Consider the following 21225-nt stretch of genomic DNA (forward strand, 5'->3'; position numbering starts at 1 on the left):
ATCTATTGCTGTTCCGTTGCCGGCAGTTGCAGGCTGCGCAGATACCACGCCCCCTCCAGCAACACCAGTTCGAAAACGGTATCAAAAGGACGTTCACCCGAATACACCGTACCGTAATCAACGGTGTAGCGCACAGTACCGGTCAACCGGACGTGCGCAATCGAGCCGTTATTGTCAAGCAGCGTATAGGTCTCATCATCGAATTGAAGGTCGGTGATGTACTCCATGTACGAGCGCAGTTCCGGGCTGATCTGTCGTTTGATATCGGTTGGCTCGATGTAGGAGAGCATCCGCGATACATCGCGCGCTTCAAGGGCAGCAACAAAGTTCTGCACTACCTGCACCGGTCGCGGGTCGCTCATCGGGTCAGGCGGACGGGTCAACCACCAGATCGCAAGCCCCGTCACAACCAGCGCAACCGCTCCGAGTGCAATGACATTCCACTGCGGTGCACGGCGACGCGGCGGCGGCGGCTCCGGCAGGGGCGGCAGCGGCGGCAGCGGACCGGTATCAACTTTCTGGGATGATGTTTGTTCCTGGGTCATACGGCAGAGGGGTCATTGCTGCACTGACGAGCGGGTAAGCGCTCGCCGCGCCGCTGAAACTCATACCTGGCGAACGGCTCAAACCTGCCGGTTGCCTCGACATAACCGCGTTGACTGATGTGAATGGTCGAGTCCTCGATGATAAGAACGTTGTAAGCGTTCTTTCCTCGCGTACCTTCCCGAATGCGCCGTGACGCGCTTGTGCCGCTCTGACAGACGATGAATTTCCTGGCAGTGCCGGCGACATCGACATACGCGACATGATGATGCCCGCAGAGTAATACGTCCACCCCGCTGCGCTCAAGCATCTGCGTCACCTCGTCGGCGTTGCGAACGATACTGCGCTGCTCGCACCCCGGCGGGCGCACCACACCATGGTGCAGCACAGCGATCTTGCAGACATCGTCAGGGTAACGGGCAAACCGGCGCTCCATCGCCTGCTGTTGGTCTGGATCGACGTATCCTCCGTCGATGGTCCAGCCGTAGGCGCTGTTGCCGCCGACAACTACCAGACCGGGGCGCTCGAACACCGGATTGAGATCGGATGAAATGTACCGCCGGTACCGGTCGAGCGGGCGGAAGAAGCGCTCGAAGAGGTGAAACAGGGGTACATCATGGTTGCCGGGAATGATCAGGCGCGGCTCAGGCAGACGTTGGAGGTACTGAACGATCTGCTCCCACTGCGACGTAAAATCGGCGCGCTGCACCAGATCGCCGGAAACGATCACCAGATCGGGACGCAGGTCGTGTGCTTCGCGGGCAAGTTGCTCCGCTACCTGCGGATGAAACGTTCGCCCGGCATGCAGGTCGGAGATGTGCATCAGGACGGATCGCACGGAACGTTACTCTTTTGCAGGAGCGGTCTGTGCAGCGCGCGCTTTTTCCAGCGCCACATTGATAATCGCACGCGCGATCAGCGCCAGCTCGACGACCAGCGCGGCAATGAAGCCATACTTCACAATGTAGACGACAGTCTCCATGGCAACCTCCTGCTCATTCGTCTCATCCGGTTGGCTGGGATTGTAGCATAAAATGTGCCGTTTGTGCCGGTGCTATAATGGCATCCTGGTTATTTTGCGTTATTGTCTCCGTACCAAACAGCGGGCGTCGTAAGGTGAGGGAGAGGTATGACGATCAATTACACCGCCTGGCTGCGCAGTTATGTTGGTCATCAACGCCTGTTGCAACTTGCTGCGAGCGCGTTTATTCGAAATGATCGAGGGTACGTGCTGCTTGGGCAACGTTCTGACGTGATGCTCTGGGCGCCGCCGTCGGGCGTGGTGCAACTGGGGGAAACGCCGGCGCGCACGCTGGTGCGCGAAGTGCTGGAAGAAACCGGCTTGCACATTGTCGTTGAGCGCCTGATCGGGTTGTATACCGGGCGCGATTTTGAGTGGACCTATCCCAACGGCGATCAGGCGCAGATCGTCAGCGCCTTCTTCGCATGCCGCGTCGTTGGCGGCATGCTGCAACCAGACCACGCCGAATTTGTGTCGCTCGACTATTACCCGCCTGACCGGTTGCCGCCGTTGATGCCGCGCTATGTGCGTATGCTGCGCGATGCGTTTGCCGGGCATACTGAGGCGATGTTCGATTAAACGATGAAACGTCTCGCTTACGCTTCGCCGGTCAATCCCGCACCGTCGGGCATTTCCGATTACAGCGAAGAGTTGCTGCCGTACCTCGGCATGTATGTTGACATCACGCTCTATGTCGAGGATGGGCTGCGCCCGACAAACCCACACCTTGCCCGGCATATCGAGATCCGCCCGGTCAGCCGCCTGGAACGCGACCATCGTCGCCGTCCGTTTGATGCAATCGTGTATCACATGGGCAACAGCCCGGCGCATGTCGGTATCTGGCGCGCATTGCAGCGCACCCCTGGCTTTGTCGTCCTGCACGATTTTGTGCTGCACCATTTTATGCTTCAGGAGATGGTGGCGTTGCGCGGGCAGATCGATCGCTACCGCGCGGAAATGCGGCGACGGTACGGTGTAGAGGGGGCGCACGTGGCGGAACTGATGCTGCGTGGGCGCTTTCCTGCCGCAGCGTTCGATTTCCCGTTCTGCGAAGATGTGCTGGAACGCGCCATGGGCGTTCTGGCGCATAGCCGGTATGTGCTGGATCGAGTTGCGGCACTCAAGCCGGGGCTGCCGACCGTTCTCGTGTCGATGGGGATTCCGTTGCCGCCGTTCATCCCACGCAACGAAGCGCGCGCGCGGCTCGGTCTGCCGCACGATGATCTCATTCTGGCGTCGTTCGGGCATATCAACCCGTATAAACGGCTGGAACCGGCGCTGCGCGCGTTGCGCGACCTGCGTGACATCCGCCCGGACGTGCGCTATCTGCTGGTCGGCAGCATCTCGCCGAACTACGATGCGCGGAGCGTTGTGGAACGTCTGGGGTTGACCGAAGCCGTTACTATCACCGGCTATGTGTCACGGACCGCATTCGAGGATTATGTTGCTGCCGCCGACATCTGCCTGAACCTGCGCCACCCGACGGCAGGCGAAACGTCTGCCAGCCTGCTGCGGTTGCTCGGCGCCGGACGACCCACCCTGGTGACCGCTACCGGCGCCTTCACCGAATTGCCGCCAGGGGTCGCGGCGCAGGTCGATCCGGATGAATCGGAGAGTGACCTGATCCTGGCGTACTGTCGCCTGCTGGCGGAACGACCGGATATTGCCGCAGCGATGGGCGCTGCGGCGCGCGCGTATGTGGCGCGCTACCATACGCTCGAAGGCGCAGCACGCGGATATGCGATGTTTCTGGCGCATCAGTGCGGGTGGGGCGATGTGCGCCCGTTGCGCGCGACGCCGCTGTGGGACGTGGAAGCGCGCCACGTCGCCGAAGTGCGCACTGGCGATCGGTCCGCTTCTCATCGGTTCGCCGATCATCCGCCGGTGCAGCAACCGGCGTCTGCATCCACGCCGTCGTCGCCGGTGCAGACTGTCGCCGGGGCGCTGGCGGAACTGGGGTTGACCGAGGACGACCGCGACGTTCTCGCAACGGTCGCGCGCGCCATGCACGAGACAGGAATGGTTCCTTAACGCAACCTGTGCTACACTATTTTGACAGACCTGCCAGAATCACGTACATCGACGTCGGATTGCCGATACGCTGGAGAAGAAGCTCATGACCGTAGCCGCATACACGCCTCCAATGCGCCTGGTGATCGCGGGGGAAATGACCGATATCGACCTGAGCGTGATCCAGGGGATGTGGAGCGTTGAACAGTATGTGCGCCTGACCGATCACACGAACCGTCTCATCGAGTATTCGGATGGATGGATTGAGATCCTGCCCATGCCAACCGAACGACATCAGGCAATACTCGAGTGTTTGTTTCTCTTCTTTCGTGCATATGCGGACAGTCATGGCGGGAAAGTGCGCTTTGCACCGCTGCGTCTGCTTGTGCGCGATGGGAAGTTTCGTGAACCGGATATCCTTCTGTTGCGCGACGCGCGTGATCCCCGCCGCCAGGACCGCTTCTGGCGCGGCGCCGATCTGGTCGCCGAAGTGGTCAGTGAAGACGACCCTGAGCGGGATACGCAGATCAAGCGGATCGACTACGCCGAAGCTGGCATTCCTGAGTACTGGATCGTCAACCCGCTGGATGAAACGGTGACGGTGCTCACCCTGACCGATGGGTCCTACGTGGAATATGGCGTCTTCCGGCGGGGCGACGAAGCGCGCTCGAAACTGCTCGACGGCTTTGCAGTACGCGTCGATGCGATCTTTGATGCGCAGTAACCCGGTTCTGCGGCTGGCGGATGCCGATCAATTCCCTTTCCTTTCCAGCGCAGGCATACCGTGCACAGCCCGTATGAGCGGCATATGGAAGGAACGCCTATGACAGTGACGGCATACAGCCATCCGATGCGGATCGCCCTGGCAGATGAAATAACCGATATCGATCTCGCCGTTCTGCAAGGAATGTGGAGCGTTGAACAGTACCTTGCGCTGACGGCGCAGACGAATCGCCTGCTTGAGTACACCGATGGCGTGATCGAGGTCTTACCGATACCAACCGATAAGCATCAGTCCATTTCGCTATTCCTGTTGCTCTGTTTCCTGGCATTTGTGCGACCACGCGGCGGTGTGGCATTCTATGCGCCGTTGCGTCTCGAAATTCGTCCCGGGAAGTTCCGCGAACCCGATCTGTTGATCCTCACGCGAAGCGACGATCCGCGGCGACAGAATGACTACTGGCGCGGTGCAGATCTGGTGGTGGAAATCGTCAGTCCCGACAATCCGGCGCGCGACCTGGAGGAAAAACCGCGCGACTACGCCGAAGCTGGCATTCCTGAGTACTGGATCGTCAACCCGCTGGATGAAACGGTGACGGTGCTCACCCTGAGCGCCGGGTCCTACGTGGAATATGGCGTCTTCCGGCGTGGCGACGAAGCGCGCTCGAAACTGCTCGACGGTTTGACGGTTCGTGTCGATCAGATCTTCGATGCACGTTAGCGCAATCTCTTTCTCTGGTTTCTTTCTGCGTTTCGATGCGCTTTTGCCCCTCATCCCTCCTGCCTTCGCTATCGTGTCAGTGCAACTTTCACCACCGCCTGACCGCTGATGGTGATATGTGCCGTGTGCGCCAGGGAGCATCCATCGACGGTGGGCAGGTTCTCGCGTGCGCTGAAGACCAGGTCGCGCTCAGGATCGCTTTTGCGCTGACGACGTGGATTGAGTTGCGCCGTGATTCGCAATGGCAGGGCGCCGCCACGGGGAAACACCCGTCGCAGTACGTCGCGCGCACGCTGGAGTGCATCGCGCGGCGCTTCCGCTTCGTTGAGCACCACACGCGCGCGTGGCTTTGGCATGCGTTCCAGCGCTGCAATCGTCCGGTCAGCATGCCAGGGTTTCGGCGCAATGTCTGCATCGTAGAGTGCGCCCCATGGATCGCCCAGCAGCACAAACCCGATGAGCGTTTTGATGTCAACATCATCGAGAAACCCCTGACGGCGGTACATGTCTTGCGCGAAATCCAGCCGCGCCTGATGCAGCGCGCGACCGATCGGTTCACCGCGCGCCAGGTGCGCCATCATCCGCTGAAAGAGGAGATCGGCGCCGATCACCTGATCGGTCAGGCTACCATATGCGTTGACAGTTGCGCCAACCACTGCCAGCGCACCATGCGCCAGTGCGCGCAACGGAATAGAGTTGTCCACGGTTCGCCCGACAAGCTCAGCGCCATAGCATGCCTCGCTGAGGAGCAGCGCGCCATCCGCCATACTGGCGTCCACCTGATCGGGACGCAGCGCCACCGGCAGGCGCGTTGCTGCACCGGGCCAGACGGCATCCGGTTGACCGTAGAAATTGGGCAGTCCCGATGCACCGTGGAGGTTGAAGTAGAGCAACCGTCTGTCGCGGAACACCCTCAGATCGAGGCGTTCGGCGAGATGCGGCGGGCATGTGTTCAGCGGCACGCCAGACGCCAGCGCATCGAGAACGGCGCGTGAGGCGTCTTTCCAGATTTCGGCACAGTACCCCGCACTCAACGCACTCAGGTCGATCTCGTCGCGCTCCTGGCGTCGTCCCGATGTACGCGGCATCCTGCGCGAGTGCGGACGACTACCGTAGTGGTACGCTGTCAGTCGGTCGAGTTGCGTGAACAGGAGCGAGGGATCGTTGGTATTGCCGTCGGGCAGCCGCGCAACCATGCGTTGCGGCGCTATGTATGCCGGATCGTCAGTGGCATACGGATTATCGGAGAGCACGGTCATATCGTCGTCGGGGAGGGGATTGGGCAGACGATGGAACGGCACAATCTCATCACCGCCGACCAGGAGCACCGCGCCCAACTCGCGCCCGTGATCGGACAATGCGCCGGAAAGGGTGCGCAGCATATCGCGCAATGCATCCGCCCCGGCAGCAACCGGCGCAGCAGCAATGCCATCGTCGAGTTGCAGCGTTGCGGGGTCATCGCAGTAGCAGACATGCGCTGCCACGCCGCGTCGCCGCAGCGCGGCGGCGTACTGCTGCAATCGTCGATCCACGGCTGCGAATCCGTCCGCGCCGAAGCGTCGCCGGAGCGCCTCACGCGACGACAGCACAACCTGAGTGAATGTCCGCCCATCGGCATACGGGAGGAGCGGACGCGGAGCCACGCCGATCGTGGTCAGGCGCTGACGCACACGCTCCGCCGTGGCGATGAGATTTTTGACTTCCGGATCGGTGGTCGGCTCTGATCGGATCGCGCTGTGATCATCAGCAACCGGCAGGGATGATGAGCCGTTCGCAGCCTCAACCTGTGCCTCCTGCTGATCGCTGCGATCCGGGAAACGTTTTACCGCCGGCAGAGGTTGCGTTGCATGACCGTTCGTTGCTGGCTGGACGAGTTGTTGCACGGAAGTCTCAAGATAGGGCAACAGCGGCTCGAACTCTTCATTCCAGCCGACCACGGGGGCAGGCGGCAGCGTCCAGGGTGGCGCTTCTGGCGCGAAAAAGCGCCGGGTCAGGCGCCCGTCCGGGTCGTACTCTGCGCAACGCATTCGCGCAGCCTGATCATGCGTGTAGAGCGCTGCACGCGCAAGGAGCGCCGGTAGATGATCGGCGTTGCACTGAGCAAAGATGCGCCGCGCGCTGGCAAGATCGCCACTGCGCCGCAGCGCCTCGACATAGTAGAGGCGCAGGTCGGTGCGGCGGGGATGCCGCGCCAGGGCAGTCGCCAGTTCATCGGCAGCCAGTTCGGCGAGTCCACGCCGGAGATACTCGATGCCCTTCCCGGCAGAAGACGGTTCGGGAGCGATACCAGGGGTGAGGGCGCTGGCGCCCAGCGGATCGTGGAGCGCAGCGCGGCTCAATGCTGCCGCAGCCGCCCCTTCCTGCCCGGTGCGCGCCAGCGCGCCTGCCAGACCCGCCCAGGCAGCGGCATCGAGCGGATTGATGCGGAGTGCGCGACGAAAATAATCGATGGCGACCATGGCATTACCGGCATCGAGCAACGCCTGCCCCAGCCAGACCTGCGGCATGATCGCTGCCGGAAAGGCGCGCCACAGCGCGTGCGCTGCACGCCAGGCTGCGCCGGAGTCGCCCAGGCGCAGCGCCAGCTCGATGGCGCGCACAAGATGGTGCATCTCGATCATGTCCTGCGAAAACGGGTGATCGGTCATTGTAGAACGAGTCCTTTCACCGTATGGTCAGATGTTCCAATCCGGCGGCGGGTCGGGTTCGGGATCGGGGGGATGCGGATTGGGAAATGGGACGTCGTGGATGTGCGTTTGCATATTTGTCTCTCCTTTCTGCGGTGTTCAAGCAGCGTCGCTCTCGCCACGCAAGTGTTGAGCAACGAATGCCAGCGGTCCGAGGGTGCTCAGTTCAATAACCGCCTCGCTGTAGCCAGGACGCAGTTTGACCGCGCGGCGGAACCGTTCGATCGCCCGACTGTACTGCTTCAATCGACGATGTACCCGCCCTGCCAGGAAGTGGTAGCGCGGCTCATCGGGTCGTTGGGCGATAGCGCGCTCAAATGCGCTGAGCGCTTCGTGGTACAAACCGACTGTCAATGCCATCTCGCCGTAGCGCGCCAGCAATTCCGGGTTGTCGGGAATGCGTTGCAATGCGCGTTCAAGCGCCTGCCGCGCTTCGTCGAAGCGCCGGAGATGTGTGAGCGCCTCTGCGAGTTGTATCTGGAACGCCGGTTCATCGGGACGCAGTTCGGCAGCGCGCTGGCTGTGGATCAGCGCAGCGCGGCTATCGTTGGTGTGTGCGAAGAAGCGCGCTATTGCCGCGTGCGCGTCTGCCGAATCGGGGTCAAGCGCCAGCGCGCGTTCGAGCAACTCACGCGCGGCATCCAGCCTGCCCAGTTCGAGTTGGGCGCGTCCGAACCGCCAGCAATTCCCGGCGTTCTGCGGGTCACGCTCGAATGCGCGCCCGTAGTGCCACGCCGCGCGCTCGATGTCGCCCTGCGCTTCGTAGATCGCACCTGCGGCGCTGTGCAGCGCCGGATTATCGCCGAAACGCAGCAGCGCCCGCTCGACGGTTTCGCGGGCAGCGTCGCGTTCATGACGCGCGATCAACCCTTCCACCAGCCCCAGCCAGTGACGTGGCTCGTCGGGCGCCAGTTGCACGGCGGCGGCGTAGTGTTCGATCGCGGTGAGATCACCCTGCTGACGGAGTAGTTCCGCCAGTTCATAGCGCCAGGCGCCCTGGTGCGGTTCGCGTTTCACCGCTTCCTCGAAGACCTGACGCGCCTCGGCGGTACGCCCCTGCCGGATCAGCAGACGCGCCTGGGCATGGCGATAGTCGGCGTTGTCAGGCGCCAGCTGGATTGCGCGCGCATACGCGCTACGTGCAGCATCGATCAGTCCCATCTGCTGACAGATCTCGCCCATTTGCGCATGCCAGGCGGCGACATCGGGTTGCAGGGTCAGTGCGTTGATCAGTGCGGCGCGCGCTTCCTGGAACCGTCCGCTGGCGGCGTAGAGCGTCGCCAGCACCTGATGATGCGCGCCGACCGAGGAATCGAGCCGAACGGCGCGTTGCGCAGCGGCGATCGCACGTTCACGCCGACCGGCAGCAGCATACGCCAGACTGAGTGCGGCAGCGGTCGGCGCGTGATCGGGGCGCAGTTCGACAGCCTGTTCGAGGGCTTCGATTGCTGGGTGCGGCTCATTTAGCGCCAGGCAGGCGCGTCCGAGGAACAGTCGCGCCTGGACATGCGCAGGATCGACCAGTGCGGCGGTCAGTTCCGCGCGTGCGGCAGCCGTTTCGCCCTGATCGAGAAGGATGCGCCCCAGCAGGTAGTGATCGGCGGGAAGCGCCGCCTCGTGTGCAATCAGGGCTTCAAGATCGGCGCGCGCATCGTTGAGACGATCAATCAGGTAGAGTGAGCGTGCACGACTGCGCCGGATCGCCGTTTGATCGATGGTTTTGGGCGGCGGGTAGATGCCGGGCGCACAACCAGCAGTTTCGCTGCCAGCGCAGGTGAACGCCCGATCAAACGCCTCGACGGCGGCGGCATGGCTTGCCGATTGCTGGATGGCGAGACCGAGTTCATACCACCAGAGTGCGCAGTGTGGATCGATGGTGATCGCCCGGTGCAATGATCGCCGGGCAACCGTCAACGTTGCGCGCCGGCTGGCAGACGCGGCGCGCAGTTCATCCGGCTCGGTGATCAGCGCAACCGTCATGCGATGCGCAATGCCGAGATACCCGTGATGCGCGGCTTCCTCCGGCGCGGCGGCGGCAGCGGCGGTAAGCGGCGCAACCGCTGCAGTCGCCTGTCCCTGTTCGAGCAGGGTCAGTCCGAGCAGAAAAGCGACCGGCGCCGACTCTGGATCGAGTTCGTGGGCGCGGCGCAGTGCATCGACCGCTTCTGCATGCGCCCCCTGTGCGCGCAGCACCATGCCGAGGACGCGCCAGTGATCGGCGCACTGCCCCTCCAGCGCCACGGCGAGTCGCGCTGCTTCGACAGCGGACTCAAGATTCTCCCTACAACCATCGTTGCAGGCGATCAGCGCCTCTGCCAGGCGGGCGTGTGCGGCAGCGTAATCGGGGCGGCGTGCAATAGCGACGCGCAATTCGGCAGCGGCGGCATCCGGCTCACCGATCCGCATGAGCACGTTACCGAGCCGGAAGCGAACGACGGCATTGTCCGGCGCGGCGGCGACTGCACGTTCAAGTGCGGCGCGCGCTGCGGCGAGATGATTGAGCGCCAGATGATCATCGGCAAGTTCCGCCCACCACTCCGCCGGGCTGGTATCGTTCACCACGCTGCTGAGCTGTTCGATAGCTTCGGCACGTTGACCGATGGCGCGCAACGCACGCGCCAGCAGACGTCGGTGCTGCGGTTCAGCGGGTTGCAGGGCAACCGCGCGTTGGGCGCTCTCCAGCGCATGCGTCGCATGTCCCAGATGAAGCAGGGTTTCGGCGAGCAGTGTGTAACTTTCGGCGTCGCGCGGGTCGCGGCGCAGCGCTTCAACCAGATCGGCGCGCGCCTTCTCGTGCTGACCGATCGCCAGCAATGCGTGGGCGCGCGCGCGCCACGCACCCGGAAGATCCGGCGTGGTTGCGATCACCTGGTTGAGTTCGGCGAGCGCTTCACCGTGCCAGCCGCGCGCCAGATGCACCAGCGCCAGGTCGATCCGCCAGGCGGCTGCATCGGGTCGCAGATGCAGCGCATGTTCGAGCGCCTCGGCGGCGGCGGGCAGATTGTCGAGCGCGCGCAGGCACAGACCAAGCGCGTGATAATCATCGGCGGCGCCAGACCCCGCCGCTGCACGGCGCAACGCATTCAGCGCCGCTGCATAGTTGCCAGTGCGGTAGAAGAAACGCCCCAAACGCTGCTGCCAGTCGATGCGTTCCGGCTCAGCAGCCGCAGCGCCTTCCAGTTCTGCAATCGCCGCCGCCAGATCGCCCTTCCCTTCCAGTGCATCGGCGAGCAGGGCACGATATTCGCTGTTTCCAGGTGCACGATCAATACTGGCGCGCGCATACGTGATAGCCTGTTCCCAATCGGCAGCGCGAGCGCGCACACGACTGAGCAATGCGTAGATGTGGGCAACAGCGCGGTCTGACTGTTCCCCGGCATTGGCGCGATCGCTCAGGCGAAGAGCATGGTGCAGCGCCTGCTCCGCCTGTATCAGATCATCCGTCGCCAGCGACAGTTCACCGAGCCGGACAAGATGCGCCACATCGTCGGGAGCGAGCGCAACCGCACGCTGCGCCCACGTGACGGCAGCGGCAAGGTCGCCGGTGCGCGCCAGGAGATCGCGCAGCGCAACGCAGGCGGGGAGCAATGTCGCATCGAGCGCCAGCGCCTGTTCCAGCAACGGGCGCGCTTCGTCATCACGTTGCAGTGCTATCAGAGCTTCGGCTGCCAGCGCCAGCGGTTCTGGCAGATCGGGGGCGAGGGCATGCGCCTGATTCGCGGCAGCCAGCGCAGCCCCGGCGCGCCCGGAAGCCAGGAGCGCCCGGCTTCGCTCACTATGCGCTGGCACGAGCCGTGAGTCGAGCGCCACGGCGTGGTCGAGCAGTTCCAGCGCCTCGTTCACACGCCCCAGTCGCAGCGCGATACTCCCGGCACGCTGCTGGATCACGGCATTCCCCGGCGCCAGACGAGCGACGCGCCGCCCGACGGTGTACGCCGCTTCGAGACGACCGCACGCCTCCAGCGCTTCCCGGTAGGTGTCGAGCGTCTCGACATCATCAGGATTCGTATGGAGCGCGCGTTCGAGTGCGGCGCATGCGTCTTCCGCCCTGCCGAGGCGCAGGTATGCCCTGCCCAGTGCGCTTTCGTACCGCGCTCCGCCGCTCAACCGCACGGCGCGCTGAAAGGATCGCGCCGCCAGATGCCACGCGCCAGCGGCGACGTGCAACAAACCGGTCTGAAACAGGGTTTCGGGGTCACGACGCGCGCGGCGCAGCGCTCCAGCCAGCAGTGTCCGCGCGCGTTTGAGTTCGCCGCGGCGCAGGAGCAGTGCGCCAGCAGCACGGGCATAGTCGGCGCGCTGCGGAGCGAGCATCGCCGCCCGTTCATAGGCGGCGAGTGCAGCGTCCCACTGTTCGATGCTTTCAGCCACCATGCCATAGTCGAAGTGCAGATCGGCGCGATCAGGCGCAAGCGCAAGCGCATCGCGCAGGGTGCGTTCGGCGTCGCGCGCCCGTCCGACCCGGTGGTATGCCAGTCCCAGCGCGCGCGCGTGATCGGGGGACGTGGGCGCCAGCGCATACGCGCGTCGGCAGGCGTCGAGCGCCTTCTCGCTCTCGCCGGATCGCCAGAGCAGTTCCGCCAGTTCACCATAGGTCTCGGCGCTATCGGGGCGCAGTTCGAGCGCGGTGCGCAATGCTGCCGCTGCGCCGTCGTCATCGCCACAATCGCGCAACAGTGCGCCGAGACGACGGTGGTAAGCGTCGCACTGCGGGTCGAGCGAGACCGCAGCGCGGTAGGCTGCCAGCGCATTGCCGGTTTCGCCGCACGCCTCGAAGATCTGTCCCAACTCATCGTGCAGCCCGGCATCCGAGGGATCGAGTTCGACGGCGCGTTGCAGCGCGGCGCGCGCACCGGGCAGATCGCCAGCGCTGTGGCGTAACTGTCCCAACCGCGCATACAGCGATGGATCGTCGGAGCGCAGGGCGACGGCGCGCGCATAACTCTCGATCGCTTCAACGCAACGCCCGGCATCAGCGTACACCTCGCCGAGTTCCGCATATGTCGCCGCGTCGCCGCCAGACTCGGCGATCAGGCTGCGTAACTGCGCTTCCGCCTCATCGATGCGTTTCAGACGACGCAGCGCTGTTGCCACGCTGCGCCGGTATGCCGGGTCGCCGGGTTGCTGTTGCGCCGCGTGTCGGTACGCTTCCAGCGCGTGGACGAAGCGCCCCTGTTGCAGATACACATGTCCCAGTTCGTGGGCTGCCGCTGCCAGACGCTTTTGCTGCGTGTCGAGCACCGCTTCCAGCGCCGCTGCCGCCTGATCCAGTTCTCCCATTCGGCTGCACACGACGCCGAGTTGCTGGCGGTAGCGCAGGTCATCGGCTTCCCGCGCCAGCGCCTGTTCGTAGGCGATGCGCGCCAAGCGCCACTGACCGGAGCGACTGTAGAGATCACCCAGGCGACCGAACAGCCCTGCTTCGTCGTACCCTTCGGCGCCAGCGCGCTCCAGCTGCTCGAGCGCGGCGCGTTCCAGCCCTTCGGCGGCGAATGCGTCGGCAATCATCACACGCAGCGGCGGCGTCAGTGTGCCGCTGCGTTCGAGCAGTTCATCGTAATGGACGGGCGCTTCTGCATCGATCAGGCAGCGCGCCGTCAATCCGACCGCGCCGACCGCCAGCAGGCGCCGCAACACAGCTTCACGATCATCGGACAGGCTGTAGGCGAAGATGACCGCATCCATCCAGGCGCGACTCAGAGTTGCGGGAGACCACTGATCCGGGTTGGTGCGCGCCAGCAACATTGCCTGCGCGAAGGAGCGCAGAATGGGATGCCGGAAGCTGACCGTGCGTCGCTCGGCGTCGAAGACGAGAATACCGGCATCGATTAACGTCTGAAGAGCCGCTTCACCTGTCGTTGCACGCAACGTTCGCCCGTTCACAGGCGCCGATTGATGCGCCATACGAGTCGTGAGGTGAGCATCAGGGACGTAAGCGCTGACTTCGATGGCGGCGATGGCAGCGTCGATGGCGAGAGTCTCCTGGGTCTGTTGATCGAGCATGCGCGCGATCTCGATCAGCGCATGCACTGCCTGGGTCGACGAGATCATCCGGGGATGCGCCAGCAGTGCAGCCGCTGCCACTGCCGGAATCCAGGTTGCCAGCAGCTGCCCGCGACTCTGGATCGGCGCATTCAGGACGTCGCGCGCTTCGATCAGCGCCGTGAGCCAGCGTGGACGGGTCGCCAGGTGCACGATATCGTCGTTGCGCTGGATCCAGGCGGCAGCCACGTCGCCTGCCTGACGTTGCACCTGCGCGATGACATCGCGTGGACGGAGCGGTTGCAGCGTGCGCACTTCGGCGCCGTTCAACCACGGACGGAACAACCCCAGAAACTCGCTGCGACACGTGCTGATCCAGCGGGTCTGGGCGCCGGTTGCGACCAGAGCGTGGGACAGCGCAGCCAGGCTGGCGAGTTGGGTCGCAGGCGGCAGTTCGTCCAGTCCGTCGAGCAGAAAAAGGAGCGGGCGCTCGCGCGCAAGTTCTTCGAGCGGCGGTGGATCGCCGACGCCAAACTCAGTTGCCAGGGTTGCCTCGACACTCCCCTGAAACCGCGCCAGTTCGATGTACAACGGCAGCGGCGCGTTCGCGTTCCCCCATGCCGCGCGACTATTCCCGGAAAGGAATGCTTCTGCCAGCCCGATCGCCAGGGCGCGCAGCGTCGTCGTTTTGCCGGCGCCCGCCGGACCGATCAGCGCCAGACGGGGAAAAATCTCCGCCGCCATCTGAATGGTCAACGGCGCAGCGATGGGCGCTCCGGGTTCCGCAGGAAGACCGGAGTCGGTCGCCAGCCAGAGTGGTGCGACCGTCCGCGCTGCACTGAAATGGGGCTGCGCGCAAAGCGCCTCAAGATACCGATGCGCCCAACCAGCCAGTTGTGCTGCCATACGCTTTCGTCCTTCGCCGCCCCATCCGAAGGCGGCGGCATACCGTTCCAGATGTGATCAGGGTGTGCCCCGGTCGCCGATCAGCAGCATCATCCAGAACGCAAGTCCGCAAATGATCGTTCCCAGCACGCAGAGAAATGCGCTGGCGCCAGGGGAGCGCAGCGCCGCTGCGCCCGTACGGGTCAGGGTGTGCCCCGGTCGCCGATCAGCAGCATCATCCAGAACGCAAGTCCGCAAATGATCGTTCCCAGCACACAGAGAAATGCGCCGGTGCCGATTGCCGTCTGCACCAGGCGGGTGATGGCTTCGAGCAGGTGGGCAGCGCCTTCGAGCGTCGCCTGCACGCCGATGTCCGCCAGCGCTTTGCTGCTCAGCCGCGATGATTGCCCCGCCAGTGAGCGCATCGCCTCCTGGTACTCACGGGTCATGATGATCACCAGTCCGCAGATCAGCATCCCGATGCCGGTGATGAACAGGGTGATCGCCATGCCGGTCTGAATGGTTGCGGTCATCGACTCCATGTCATTCTCGCTGTTTGATGCACTGGTGCGACTGTTGCGTTCGTTCTCACTGTCAACATTCGACACGTGCCAACCGCTCGGCAACCAGGTCGCCGAACAATAAGAGCAGCGCTTGCAGCGCGGCATCATCAACGGCGCCCCGCGCTGCCAGCACAAGCGACGTTTCACCCGCCACACGCACCGGCAGAAATGCCAGTGTCTGCCCCTGCTCGATGCGCACCAGCGCTCTCCCGCCACGTAGCGCTTCGGCTGCCAGGCGGATATGTACAGGTTGCAACCGGAGCGATGGTCCCTGCCCGTTCCCGCGTGCGAACAGGAATGGCGCCGGCATCTGGCGTTCGTCGAGACCGATCAGCGCCAGCCACTCCAGATCGAGCGCGGCGGCGATCCGTTGACAGACATCCGACAGTGTGGCGCGCAGATCGAGAGTGGCGCGCAGCAGTCCCGCCCCTTCCCAGAGCGCTGTCAGCGCCTGGTGGTGACGGTGTAGCACCGTGATCGACCGTAACGCGGCAGCCCGTTGCGACGCGATCTCGATCAGATGGTCGAGCGAGTCGCGCTGCGATCGGCTGAGTTCTGCGGAAGCGCGACGAATGACCAGACGCCCCACACCCGCGATGGTAAGGGTATGGCATGCGGGCGCCCCAGGCATGGTTGCGTCGTCCAGCGACACGGGGGCATCGACGATCAGTGCGGCGCGCTCAACGGCACAACGCCTGAGTTCATCGAACGAATCGCATGCGCCAAACGCCTTCAGATTCTGACGCTGCCACTCCAGGGCGCGGCGCAACTCAACACGCTCCTGATCCGCCTGCGCACGCTTCGCGATGTCTTCCCGCAGACGGGTCAGCGTCAGGCGAATCTGGCGCGATCCCCAGAGCGCAGCGATGCTCACGATCACATGCACTGCCACGATTTCGGTCAGCAGGTTGGTCGTGCGCACCGGATCAAGCACCGCAACGAGCAACAGCAGCGTGATGCCGATACCGGCGCCGACAAGCGCATCCCGTTCTTCGGCAAACAGACTTCCCTGAACCACCAGCGCCGGAACGAGCAGCAGCAGGGGGCTTGCAGAGCTGCCCGTCGCCAGAATGAGTGCGCCAACCGCAGCGCCGTCGGCGACCAGGAGCATCCACGCCGGCATGGCGAATGTTCCCCCTGCGATCAGCGCACCAGACGCTATGACCAGTGCAACCATCAGAAACGGTTGTTCGAGCGGCGTCGTTTGAGATGCAAGCATTTCGATCCCGCAGATCAGCAGCAGCACTGCACGAAAAACGACCGCCCCGTAATCGCCGATGCGATGGATGCGCGTGTCCATCGTGGCGTCGCGCGCCCGACGCAGCACACGCAGGTCTGGGGATGGGATGGTCTCTGCCTGATTGTGGGGAACTGGAATGAACATCGCGCTCCTCCGTCGGCTGGTCCGGTTGATACAGGTTCCTGTCGTTACACAATCTCGCTCAAACGCTGGACATTGTCCCACTCCCCGATAGCGCAAAAGAGCACATCAAGAGCAAACGCCTCTGCCACATAGTCGCGTCCATCGAACGACACGCGAAAACTGCGACCAAGCGGCGCTCCGGGCTGGCAGCGAAGTGCGTGTTGGTGCAGCGACCAGTTTGGGCGCCACTGGCTGCCAGCGTGTTCATACAGACGTTCGATCAACGCCATCGCCAGCGGATCACGCTCGCCCTGCGACGCGATCAGGTCGCTGAGGCGACTGATCGCCCTCCAGCGATTGACCGGGCAATAGATGACATCGAGTGCATAGATTGCCGCCACCCACTCGTCGTCATCGATGCGGATGCGGAAACCTGGACTCAGCGGCGGACCGATCGGCGTATGCTGCGCATACTGATGAAATGCCCAATCCGGGCGATACGTCTCGCCCGCCTGCGCATAGATTGCGCGCAGGAGCGCCTCACGTAGCGGTTGATGTTCCGGCGCTGTCAGCATACTCAGCCGATCAACCCGTTTCCACTCGGCGATGGGGCTGACCAGCGTCTCACGACCAAACGACTGCCCGATATAACTGCGCCCGGCGACCGTCACCTCGAACGAGGGTGCAACTGGCAAACCCAGCCCGGCTGCACGCGCAGTGCGAAACATCGTCCAGTCGGACCATTCGACTGCGCCGACCTGACGGTACGCTTCGTGCAGCAGCATCTGGCTGAGTGTGGCATACCTGACCGGCGGAATGGGATGCTCCGGCAGCGCGTCGATCGGCTCTGCGAAAACCTGGCGCAGGAAATCGTTCCACGGAAAACCGGCTGGATCGCTCTTGCGCCCGCGAGGAATGGCGATATCCAGGTGGCGCACGACCATATCGGGGGCAATGCGGTACTGTGCAACCTTGTCGCGGGTGAGTTGAACGAGCGATTCCATCTGCGTCGCCGGGTAGGGATCACGTCCATTATTGGCGTTCTCGAGTTCGATGCCTAGCGATATGTCGTTAATTGCCGTCTCACCGCGCCACGCTGCCCGACCGGCATGCCAGGCGGCGTATTCATCCGGCACCAGCCGGTAGATCTGACCGGCTTTGTCGATCAGGTAATGCGCCGACACCCGCGATGCCGGATTGGTCAGCCATGCCAGTGCGCTGCGCACTGTTCCTGCTGTGGCATGGATCACGATCATCGAAATTGATCGCCCATTGCGCGATCCGTAGTTGGGAGAGCGAATCGACGTATTGATTGCGCCTGTCATTGCGTTGAAATCTCGTTAAAACCTGCGTATGCACCATAGCACGCCTGCGGTTCGGTGTGCTATGATGGATTTGTGTATTTTTTCTTCCAGAAACAGGGAAGATGGGCATTACTGATTTCAGGTACCCGGAAACTGAGAGATCGAGGGGTGACGGTAAGGGGGATGGTGTGCTATTTCTCTTTAGGGAATACCGGTACGATCATGCAGGCGCGAGTACGCTGGGGAGGGTAGATCGATCTACCCGAGTCCAGTGAAGAGTCTCTGCCTGGTGTATCGAGCACGGTGACGGGCGGCACTGTTGAAGACGTTGAGGACGCACCATGGCTTCGCGGCGCGCGCGGATTGTGCTTGCCGACCAGCAGCATCTGTTTCGACAGAGCCTGGTGCAACACCTTCGCAGCGGAGGGCATGCCGTCGTCGGCGAGGCGGACTCGCTCGACGGTCTTGACCGTTGCCTGATCGATACCGAACCGGAAATCATCATGCTGGATCGGTATCTTCCCGGCGGCGATGTCTTCGAATACATTCACATGCTCAACACGCTACAACCGCAAACTGCCGTCCTGCTGCTGGTGGCATACGAACACGAAGCGTCCGGTTTGCAGGGGCAGGCGTTCCTGGCAGGCGCGTCGGGGTGCATGTCGAAAGAATTGCCGGCAATCGCCTACCTGAATGCAATCCGGCGTCTCCAGGAGGGGCAACTGCTCTTTCCGGCAGAGGTGTTGCGTCGGGCCGCTCGACCGCCATCGATCAGCGGACCGGTGGCGAGTTTGAGCGAACTGACATCACGCGAACTGGAGATTCTGCAACTGATCGCCGAGGGGCTGGGGAATCGCGAGATCGCTGCGCGGCTCGACATCACCTACAACACGGCGATGAAGCATGTGAGCAACATTCTGGCGAAACTGAAGGTGAGCAACCGCATGGAAGCGGGGTTGCTGTTTCTCCGCCATGCATCGGACGGAACGCTCCCGGATGTGGCGCGTCAGCAGCGATTCAGGTAGCGTTAGCGAGCAACACGCTCGAATCGACGTCCGGCGCGCGCCCCCGGCACCGCCACTGCCTTCAACACATCCGCGATGACTTCTGCCGCACTGATGTTCCGAATGCGCGCCGAAGGGCTGATAATCAGGCGATGCGCCAGCACCGGCGCCGCCAGCGCCTTGACATCATCGGGGATGACATAGTCGCGCCCGGTGATGGCTGCGAGCGCCTGCGCCGCCCGGTAGAGCGCCAGTGATCCGCGCGTGCTGGCGCCGAGATACACATCTTCGTGGTTGCGGGTCGCCGTCACGATGGAGACGATATACTCCTCGATCAGTTCATCGACATACACCGATTTGATGCGTTCCTGCAGATCGACCAGTTCTTCGGCTGCGGCAACCTGCGTCAGGGTGTCGATTGGGTGCGCCTCGCGCTGGCGACGCAGGATGGCGATCTCATCGTTTCTCGCCGGGTAACCCAGGTGCACGCGCATAAAGAAGCGATCAAGTTGCGCTTCAGGCAGGGGAAATGTTCCTTCGTACTCGATCGGGTTCTGCGTCGCCAGCACCAGAAACGGCGTCGGCAGCGGGTAGGTGACGCCGTCCACCGTGATCTGGCGTTCTTCCATCGCTTCGAGGAGCGCACTCTGGGTTTTGGGTGTTGCGCGGTTGATCTCATCCGCCAGGACGATCTGCGCGATGACCGGACCGGGGCGGAACTCGAACTCATGGGTGCGCTGGTTGAAGATCGAGATGCCGGTCACATCCGATGGCAGCAGGTCGGGGGTGAACTGGATGCGCTTGAAACTGCATCCGATCGAACGCGCGATAGCTTTTGCGAGCATGGTTTTGCCTGTGCCCGGCACGTCTTCGAGGAGTACGTGCCCTTTGCACAACAGAGCAGTGAGCACCTGCTCGACGGCATGCCGCTTCCCGACGATAACCCGCTCGACATTGGCGGCGATGCGTTCAATCGTGGCTTTGATGTCGTCCATTCCGGCATTCCTGTACAAATGTTCACCCTCCGGTAGTATACCACGCTGCCCGGAAGTGGGCGAACGTACAGGGGCAGATTTTTTGAAGTCCCCGCGTTCCTTCTCTCGTTTCAGGCATCAGGACACCCAGACTCTCCCTTCTCCCCTTGTGCGAGAAGGGGGTCAGGGGGATCTCTCAGGGGTAGATGTTTTGGCAAGCCCCTGCGTTCCTTCTCCCGTTTCAGGCATCGGGACGCCCAGACTCCCCCTTCTCCCCGTGTGGGAGAAGGGGGTCGGGGGGATGAGGGGCAAAAGCGCATGGGAATGCAGAAAACCGCTTATCTTTGAACTCTCCCCTTGAGATGAGCGGGCGAAGGCGCCCCCTTCAACCACCCCTGCCTATGAGATAACTTCCAGTTCAGTCGCTGCGTGCAACCGCGTCACATCATCGAGGTGCAGACGCCCGGCGCCGACCGTCAGCGTATTGGCGCCGCCGCACGCAACCCCCATGCGCAGCGCGTCGGCGAGCGCGCCGCCGTTGTGCAGTACGACGATGATTCCTGCCAGAGCAGCATCGCCGCTGCCCACCGGACTGATCGGTTCAACCGGCGGCGTGCGTGCTCTCCATGCGCCGTGTGCATCAACAGCGACGGCGCCCTGAGCGCCAAGCGTGACCACCACCCGCCGCGGACCGCGTTGCAGCACAGCGACGGCAGCGGCGCGCGCCTGATCGGGGGTTGTGATCGGCTGTCCAAGCGCGGCGCTCAGTTCGTGCATGTTGATCTTCAGCAGGTCGAGCGGCAGATCAAGCGCTGCCGCCAGCGTCGGTCCGCTCGTATCGATGCACACGAAGGCGTCCAAAGGCAGACCGCGAATCAGTTCCACATACTGCTGCGGCGCGACGCCGGGCGGAACGCTGCCAGAAACAGCGACGAACGTTGCAGCGCGCGCCTGCTGCCAGACCAGTTCCATGAATCCGTGCCAGTCGCTGGCGTTGACCGTCGGACCGGTCTCGTTGATCGTCAGATGGTCGCGCGCTTCGGGGTCGGTGATCAGCAGGCAGATGCGCGATTCGCCCTGCGCAATCCAGCTCCACGCGCCATCGATGCCTTCATCTTCAGCCAGCCGCGCTATCCGCCTGCCGTTCTCACCGCCGAGCAGCGCGCAGGCGCGCACCGGCAGACTCAGGGTGCGCGCCACCCGTGTGACATTGAACCCCTTGCCGCCAGCCGAGTCGATCCGTGTGATGACGCGACAGACATCTGCGTGGCGAAATCCGGGAACGATCAGAACGCGGTCGATGGCAGGGTTGGGAGTGACTGTGAGTAACATGAGGTTCCTGTTCGTATTTGGGGTAACACACGAGCCTGGAAGCGAGGGCATCTCGCTCTCGTCGAGTCTATGAGGGTGAGATGCTCTCGCCTCCAGGAGAAATGTGAACACTTACT

General features: G+C 63.2%; 15 protein-coding genes. 5 read left to right on the plus strand and 10 right to left on the minus strand.

What is annotated here, in order from left to right; all coding sequences use genetic code 11:
- Positions 1-2: 2 nt before the first annotated feature.
- Genes ROSERS_RS03510 through ROSERS_RS26375 form a run of 3 tightly spaced genes read right to left on the minus strand, consistent with a single transcriptional unit; the run spans position 3 to position 1525 of the window.
- Complete coding sequence (locus tag ROSERS_RS03510; protein ID WP_011955451.1) at positions 3-545, minus strand: hypothetical protein; 543 nt, start codon at positions 543-545, stop codon at positions 3-5.
- Positions 542-1381 carry a metallophosphoesterase family protein gene (locus ROSERS_RS03515; protein WP_157040958.1) on the minus strand — a complete coding sequence of 280 codons (840 nt, stop codon included), beginning with the start codon at positions 1379-1381 and terminating at the stop codon, positions 542-544. The genes ROSERS_RS03510 and ROSERS_RS03515 overlap by 4 nt, the downstream gene beginning before the upstream one ends.
- 6 nt (positions 1382-1387) lie before the next feature.
- Positions 1388-1525, minus strand: coding sequence for a hypothetical protein (locus ROSERS_RS26375; protein WP_011955453.1), 138 nt, complete (start codon positions 1523-1525; stop codon positions 1388-1390).
- A gap of 147 nt (positions 1526-1672) precedes the next feature.
- On the opposite strand from ROSERS_RS26375, the gene ROSERS_RS03520 reads away from it, so the two are divergent.
- The 4 genes from ROSERS_RS03520 (at position 1673) to ROSERS_RS03535 (ending at position 5015) form a co-directional block, all read left to right on the plus strand.
- Positions 1673-2143: an NUDIX domain-containing protein gene (locus tag ROSERS_RS03520; protein ID WP_011955454.1), complete on the plus strand. Its 471-nt coding sequence runs from the start codon at positions 1673-1675 to the stop codon at positions 2141-2143.
- Positions 2144-2146: 3 nt separating this feature from the next.
- On the plus strand, positions 2147-3595 hold the full coding sequence (locus tag ROSERS_RS03525; RefSeq protein WP_011955455.1) for a glycosyltransferase: 1449 nt from the start codon (positions 2147-2149) through the stop codon (positions 3593-3595).
- Positions 3596-3680: 85 nt separating this feature from the next.
- The gene (locus ROSERS_RS03530; RefSeq protein ID WP_011955456.1) at positions 3681-4298 is read left to right on the plus strand and encodes a Uma2 family endonuclease; all 618 of its coding nucleotides are present in this window, start codon (positions 3681-3683) and stop codon (positions 4296-4298) included.
- Positions 4299-4397: 99 nt separating this feature from the next.
- A complete protein-coding gene (locus tag ROSERS_RS03535) occupies positions 4398-5015 on the plus strand; it encodes a Uma2 family endonuclease (protein ID WP_011955457.1) in 618 nt (205 codons plus the stop codon).
- A gap of 68 nt (positions 5016-5083) precedes the next feature.
- On the opposite strand, the gene ROSERS_RS03540 is transcribed toward ROSERS_RS03535, so the two are convergent.
- The 5 genes from ROSERS_RS03540 to ROSERS_RS03560 all read right to left on the minus strand — a co-directional run bounded on the left by ROSERS_RS03540 (position 5084) and on the right by ROSERS_RS03560 (position 17820).
- Positions 5084-7663: a hypothetical protein gene (locus ROSERS_RS03540; protein WP_011955458.1), complete on the minus strand. Its 2580-nt coding sequence runs from the start codon at positions 7661-7663 to the stop codon at positions 5084-5086.
- 138 nt (positions 7664-7801) lie between these two features.
- The gene (locus tag ROSERS_RS03545) at positions 7802-14590 is read right to left on the minus strand and encodes a tetratricopeptide repeat protein (protein ID WP_011955459.1); all 6789 of its coding nucleotides are present in this window, start codon (positions 14588-14590) and stop codon (positions 7802-7804) included.
- Between the two features lie 182 nt (positions 14591-14772).
- On the minus strand, positions 14773-15111 hold the full coding sequence (locus tag ROSERS_RS03550) for a hypothetical protein (protein WP_011955460.1): 339 nt from the start codon (positions 15109-15111) through the stop codon (positions 14773-14775).
- A gap of 52 nt (positions 15112-15163) precedes the next feature.
- Positions 15164-16516 (minus strand): hypothetical protein, encoded by a 1353-nt coding sequence (locus ROSERS_RS03555; protein WP_011955461.1) that lies wholly within the window; start codon positions 16514-16516, stop codon positions 15164-15166.
- A 44-nt stretch (positions 16517-16560) separates the two neighbouring features.
- On the minus strand, positions 16561-17820 hold the full coding sequence (locus tag ROSERS_RS03560) for an N-acetylmuramoyl-L-alanine amidase (RefSeq protein ID WP_011955462.1): 1260 nt from the start codon (positions 17818-17820) through the stop codon (positions 16561-16563).
- Between the two features lie 320 nt (positions 17821-18140).
- On the opposite strand from ROSERS_RS03560, the gene ROSERS_RS03565 reads away from it, so the two are divergent.
- Entirely contained in the window at positions 18141-18824 is a 684-nt protein-coding gene (locus tag ROSERS_RS03565; protein WP_011955463.1) for a response regulator transcription factor, read from the plus strand.
- A gap of 2 nt (positions 18825-18826) precedes the next feature.
- On the opposite strand, the gene ROSERS_RS03570 is transcribed toward ROSERS_RS03565, so the two are convergent.
- Both ROSERS_RS03570 and ROSERS_RS03575 read right to left on the minus strand, forming a co-directional pair.
- Complete coding sequence (locus ROSERS_RS03570) at positions 18827-19798, minus strand: AAA family ATPase (protein WP_011955464.1); 972 nt, start codon at positions 19796-19798, stop codon at positions 18827-18829.
- 378 nt (positions 19799-20176) lie between these two features.
- The gene (locus ROSERS_RS03575; protein WP_011955465.1) at positions 20177-21109 is read right to left on the minus strand and encodes a 1-phosphofructokinase family hexose kinase; all 933 of its coding nucleotides are present in this window, start codon (positions 21107-21109) and stop codon (positions 20177-20179) included.
- Between the last annotated feature and the right edge of the window lie 116 nt (positions 21110-21225).

This window comes from Roseiflexus sp. RS-1 (genome assembly GCF_000016665.1).
Taxonomy (GTDB): Bacteria; Chloroflexota; Chloroflexia; order Chloroflexales; family Roseiflexaceae; genus Roseiflexus.